Annotated in this window: 3 protein-coding genes and 1 pseudogene; 1 reads left to right on the forward strand and 3 read right to left on the reverse strand. The window is 63.2% G+C overall.

The window, feature by feature from the left end; translation table 11 throughout:
• From FJ471_RS34130 to FJ471_RS34140, 3 genes are all read right to left on the reverse strand, one after another.
• The coding region (locus tag FJ471_RS34130) for a 1-acyl-sn-glycerol-3-phosphate acyltransferase (RefSeq protein ID WP_140811177.1) at positions 1-783 on the reverse strand (783 nt) is incomplete at its 3' end.
• An 83-nt stretch (positions 784-866) separates the two neighbouring features.
• Positions 867-2840 carry a threonine--tRNA ligase gene (gene thrS / locus FJ471_RS34135; RefSeq protein WP_140811180.1) on the reverse strand — a complete coding sequence of 658 codons (1974 nt, stop codon included), beginning with the start codon at positions 2838-2840 and terminating at the stop codon, positions 867-869.
• Between the two features lie 242 nt (positions 2841-3082).
• Positions 3083-3952, reverse strand: a complete 870-nt coding sequence (locus FJ471_RS34140; RefSeq protein WP_140811182.1) for an IclR family transcriptional regulator — start codon at positions 3950-3952, stop codon at positions 3083-3085.
• A gap of 128 nt (positions 3953-4080) precedes the next feature.
• Here FJ471_RS34140 and FJ471_RS34145 point away from each other — a divergent pair.
• Positions 4081-4349, forward strand: a pseudogene (locus tag FJ471_RS34145) (ribose ABC transporter substrate-binding protein); the annotation flags it as partial.

The raw sequence follows: 4349 nt of genomic DNA on the forward strand, positions 1-4349 counted from the left end.
CACCTCGATCGCCTTGCCCGACAGGCGGGCGAACTCGCGGATCAGCAAGGAGGTGCGCAGCGTCAGAGACGCCTTGCCGATGAACTTCGCCACGCGGTTGTCGCGCTCGGCCATGTTCATCGGACCGCTGACGAGATGGAACAAGCGGCCGTTCTGGCCGGAGAAATACATCGGGATGACGGATGCCTTGGCGTCCTGGATGAGCTTGGCCGGGAACATCTTCCACGGCAGGTCAATGGCGCGGCCAAAACCCTTCGGCGCCGTGGCGACGCCGCCGGCCGGGAAGACGACGATGGTTACGCCTTCCTTCAGCAGCCGCACCGCTTCGTGGCGCACCGCCATGTTGTTCTTCAGCGCTTCCTTGGTCTCGGAAAAATCGATCGGCAGCGAATAGGGCTCCATCTCGCGGATCCTGAGCAGGTCCTTGTGGATCATGACCCGGAATGGCCGGCCCAACTGCTCGACGAGCGAAAGCACGGCAATGCCGTCGCCGATGCCGAAGGGGTGGTTGGCGACGATGACCAGCGGCGTGTCCGGCAGCGCCGCCGGCGGCCACTGCACGGCATTGTGGACCTTGACGTCGATCAACTCCAGCATGCGGCTGAACACGCGGTCGCCGGTCGGCACCACCTGGCGGCGCCAGAAATCGTAAAGCACGGCGAAACGGTCGCGACCCGACAAGCCCTCGACGGAATGGATGAACCAGCGCGTCAGCACCGGTTGATGCGCATTGGCGTAGGAGAGCTCGGGAAACCGTCTTTCCCGCAGTTTCAATTTGAGCATGGCGGCTCGTTACAGGGCTGGCGTGACAGGCATATGAAAATGGCGGTGGACGCGCCACCGCCATTTCAGGGAGTGCTGGCAGTTTAGGCTGCGCGACGCTTGCGATCGGGCGAAACCGCCTCGTCGGCGAGAGACTTCACCGCATCCTCGAGCTTCTGCGATTCCTGGTCGCGGGAGCCCAGCCGGCGGATATTGACGGTTTGCTCCTCGGCCTCGCGCTTGCCGCAGACGAGGATGACCGGCACCTTGGCCAGGGAATGCTCGCGCACCTTGTAGTTGATCTTCTCGTTGCGCAGATCCGCTTCGGCCAGCAGCCCCGCGGCCTTCAGCCGCTCGACCACTTTCATGGCGTATTCATCCGCATCCGAGGTGATCGTCGCCACCACCACCTGCAGCGGCGCGAACCACAGCGGGAAATGGCCGGAATAGTTCTCGATCAGGATGCCGAGGAAACGCTCCATCGAGCCGCACACGGCGCGATGCACCATCACCGGCTGCTTCTTCTCCGAATCCGAGCCAATATAGAAGGCGCCGAAGCGCTCCGGCAGATTGAAGTCGACCTGCGTGGTGCCGCATTGCCATTCGCGGCCGATGGCGTCCTTCAGCACATATTCGAACTTCGGCCCGTAAAACGCGCCCTCGCCCGGATTGATCGAGATCTTGATGCGGTTGCCTGAGCGCGCGCGGATCGTCTCCAGCACATTGCTCATGATCGCCTCGGCATGATCCCAGGCCTCGTCGGTGCCGACGCGCTTGTCCGGCCGCGTCGACAGCTTCACGCTGACCTCGTCGAAGCCGAAATCGGCATAGGTCGACAGGATCAGGTCGTTGATGCGCAGGCATTCGGCGGCAAGCTGCTCCTCGGTGCAGAAGATATGCGCGTCATCCTGCGTGAAGCCGCGCACGCGCATCAGTCCGTGCAGCGCGCCCGACGGCTCATAGCGATGTACATTGCCGAACTCCGCAAGCTTTACGGGCAGTTCGCGATAAGACTTCAACCCATGCTTGAAGATCTGCACATGTCCGGGACAGTTCATCGGCTTCAGCGCGAAGACGCGGTCGTCGTCGGTGTCGTCGCCGGCGACGGTGACCTTGAACATCGCGTCGCGATACCAGCCCCAGTGTCCCGACGTCTCCCACAGACTCTTGTCCAGCACCTGCGGCGCGTTGACTTCCTGATAGCCATGCTCGTCGAGGCGGCGGCGCATGTAGTTGATCAGGTTCTGCACCATCTTCCAGCCCTTGGCGTGCCAGAAGACGACGCCCGGCCCCTCTTCCTGGAAATGGAACAGGTCCATCTCGCGGCCGAGCTTGCGGTGGTCGCGCTTCTCGGCCTCTTCCAGCAGCGTCTGGTAGGCGTCGAGCTGCGCCTGGTCGGCAAAGGCCGTGCCGTAGATGCGCGTCAGCATCGGGTTGTTCGAGTCACCGCGCCAATAGGCGCCGGCCACCTTCATCAGCTTGAAGGCATTGCCGATCTGCCCGGTCGAAGCCATGTGCGGGCCGCGGCAGAGATCGAACCAGTCGCCCTGGGCATAGATCTTGAGGTCCTGGTCTTCCGGAATGGCGTCGATCAGTTCGAGCTTGTAGCGCTCGCCCTTGTCGGCAAAGACCTTCTTCGCCCTCTCGCGCGGCCACACTTCCTTGGTGAACGGCTTGTTGCGGGCGATGATCTCGCGCATCTTCTTCTCGATCGCCGGGAAATCGTCCGGCGTGAACGGCTCGTTCCTGGCGAAGTCGTAATAGAACCCGTTCTCGATCACTGGCCCGATGGTCACCTGCGTTCCCGGCCACAGCTCCTGCACGGCCTCTGCCAGCACATGCGCCGTGTCGTGGCGGATGAGTTCCAGCGCGCGCGGATCCTCGCGGGTGATGATCTCGACCTTGCCGGACGTGCCGAGCGGATCGGAAAGATCGCGTACGGTGCCGTCGAGGCTGTAGGCGACAGCCTTCTTGGCCAGCGACTTGGAGATCGATTCTGCAAGGCCCGCGCCGGTCAGCGCCGCGTCGTAGTCGCGAACCGAGCCATCGGGAAACGTCAGGGAAACGGAATTCGGCATCAGGGTTCTCCTATCCAGTCCCGCAAACGAGCGCGGGTGGTGAAATGCATGCCGCAGGATGCGTTGCGGCATGCAGAGGGTTAGCCGGAGGCGTCCGGCAGCGGCGCGGTTTTAGAGGCAGTGTCGCATCAGGTAAAGAGCGCTCGCCAGGAAATGTCGTCGTAAAGCCTTCGCCTGCTTCCGCTTTTCTTGCTTGTGCGGTGTCGGGGAATCGATAAATGCGCCGCGCCGTATGAAGCTGCTCATTCGGGATGTGGAGCGCGGGTCAATGGATCCGATAGCGGGAACTCGGGCGCCGGCGGCGTGCCGCCCAAGATGTTCGACAGCTCGCAGGCCGCCTTGAATTGCGAAGCGGCTGCCTGCTGGATCGGCACCCGCCCGCGCACCGACTGAAGGAAAGGCATTGTCAGCGCGGCCAAGGCCTGCCCCCGGCCATCGAGAATCGGGAAACTCACATCGGTGATACCGGCAATGTTTTCGCCCGCGATCAGCTCGTAGTGCCGCGCGGCGATAGCTTCGATGCGCTGCCGCACCCGTCGCAATTCCGCGCGATCGATGCCGTTGGCTGCGAGCGCATCGAAATTCCACTCCCGTATCGTTGGCGGCTGGAAGGCGAGGATCACCCGGCCCGAGGCGGTATGCTCGGCCGGGCTCGATGTGCCGAGCCGCACTCGGAAGCCGAGCGGCGCCGGGCTGTCGGCATAGGCGATGGTGCGGATGAAAGCCCCCTCCAGCACCGTCAGCAGGATCGACTGCTGCGTTTCGGCCGCGAGCCGCAACAGGATCGGATTGGCCGCCGTGGTGAGCATCTCGATCGGCGGGAAAGCGAGCGCCAGGTCGTAGAGCTTCATCGACAGCCTGAAGGCCTCGTCCTGCGGTCCGCGGCGGATATAGCCGCGGCGCTCCAGCGAGACGACCATGCGGTAGACCTCCTGCAGCGACCGGCTGAGCTGCTGCGCGATCTGGCTCTGGGTCAGTCCCTCGGATTGCCGGGCAAGCAGCTCGAGCACGTCCAGGCCCTTCTCCAGCGCGGGCGCGAGATAGGTTGCCTGCCCCTCGCCGGGCGTCTTTTCCGCCCGCGCGGCGACGTCGCTTTTCCTTGGCCCAACCATCTGATTCTGGTCCCGTTCGTTCCGGTCCGCGGGAATTTGCTGATCTCGGCGGCGATTGACAAGCGCGCAAAGTTTCTATTACCTATTAAAATATGCTATCATATATAAAACCAAAGGGGAACTCGACCATGGATACGCATGCTGTTCGCATACTTCTCCCGGCTCTGCTGCTCGCCGGGCTGGCACTCCCGACAGCCGCTCTCGCCGACGGCAAGGCGGCGCTCGCCACGCTGCCGGACAATCTGCAGAGCCTCTATGTCGGGGCGGAGCAGAACGTGCAGCCGTCGGCCTTCGACGGCTTCGCGATGCCGGCCAAGCCATGGAAATGGTGCCATTCTGAATCGTATCAGGGGAATCCCTGGCGGGTGGCGCAGACCAGCCACATCAAGAGCCTCGT

Origin of the sequence: Mesorhizobium sp. B2-7-1 (assembly GCF_006440735.1) — a bacterium.
Taxonomy (GTDB): domain Bacteria; phylum Pseudomonadota; class Alphaproteobacteria; order Rhizobiales; family Rhizobiaceae; genus Mesorhizobium.